The sequence below is a fragment of the Marinibactrum halimedae genome (assembly GCF_021234875.1).
Taxonomy (GTDB): domain Bacteria; phylum Pseudomonadota; class Gammaproteobacteria; order Pseudomonadales; family Cellvibrionaceae; genus Marinibactrum; species Marinibactrum halimedae.
On sequence record NZ_JAJQVM010000107.1, the window covers coordinates 1 to 1090 of the forward strand.

Annotated in this window: 1 protein-coding gene and 1 pseudogene; both read left to right on the top strand. The window is 39.7% G+C overall.

Annotation, left to right across the window (positions count from 1 at the left end):
* A pseudogene (locus tag LU351_RS20500) lies at positions 1-592 on the top strand (hypothetical protein); the annotation flags it as partial.
* Between the two features lie 123 nt (positions 593-715).
* Positions 716-1090 (top strand): transposase (locus LU351_RS20505; RefSeq protein WP_416053981.1); only part of this gene is annotated, 375 nt, incomplete at its 3' end.

Sequence of the window (1090 nt, forward strand, 5' to 3'; positions counted from 1 at the left end):
TTTTATGTTGGTGTTGTTTCGCGTTCTATGCATTTTTCAAGGGAAGGCGACTTATCGCAACCTCAGCCGCTATAGTGGTATCAGTGAGAAACGTTTTAGCCGTTGGTACCAAAGAGATTTTGATTTTTCTGATTTCAATAGTTGTTTATTTGAACAAGTGGTTTCACGAGATGATGAATGTATTGCTGCCATTGATGCTAGTTTTATTCAAAAATCAGGTAAACACACCGAAGGATTGGGTTGGTTCTATAATGGTTGCGCCGGTGAATCACAACGAGGTTTAGAAACCTCATTGCTGTGTATTGTTCATCTAAAATCGAACACTGCTTATGCGCTAGAAGCACAACAAACCTTGGAGCACAAGGGTAAATCTCGTGTGGATTTGTATGCCGAACAGGCGGTTGCACAAAGCCCGCGACTGAAAAAGAGAGGTATTCATTACTTAGTTGCGGATGCGTATTACAGTAAGAGTAAATTTGTCTCGCCGGTCGTGAAGTCAGGGTTGAATGTAGTTGGAAAATTGCGAATCGATGCTGATCTACAATGGCTGTATCAAGGTGATTATCGAGGTAAAGGGAGGCCTCAAAAATAGGATGGAAAGGTGAATTTCGATCATGAATTACTGCGTTTTCATCATGATGGAATATTAGAGAATGGTGAAGAGGTTTATAGTGAAATTGTCCACAGCAAAACGTTAAAACGACCCATTAAATTGGTGATGTTGCGTTGGGACGTCAATGGAAAAAAGGGTAAGGCATTACTGTTTTCAACGGATGTTCGTTTAGATGCAATGAAAATTATCCAGTATTACAAAGCTCGCTTCCAAATTGAATTTTTATTTCGTGATGCAAAACAGCATACCGGTTTGGTTGATTGCCAGTCTCGAAAAAAAGAAGCAATTCACACTCAGACAAATGCTGCATTATCGGCATTGAATATCCTGAAGATTGAGGATCGATTAGGTAAAGAAACCAGTGAGGAAAGTGTCATTTCAATTGCCAGCTGGAAGCGTAAAAAGTTCAATCAACACCTGATGGATAGGGTTTTTGATGACTTAGAATTAAGCAGAAATTGTAAAAAAGTGGCAGCG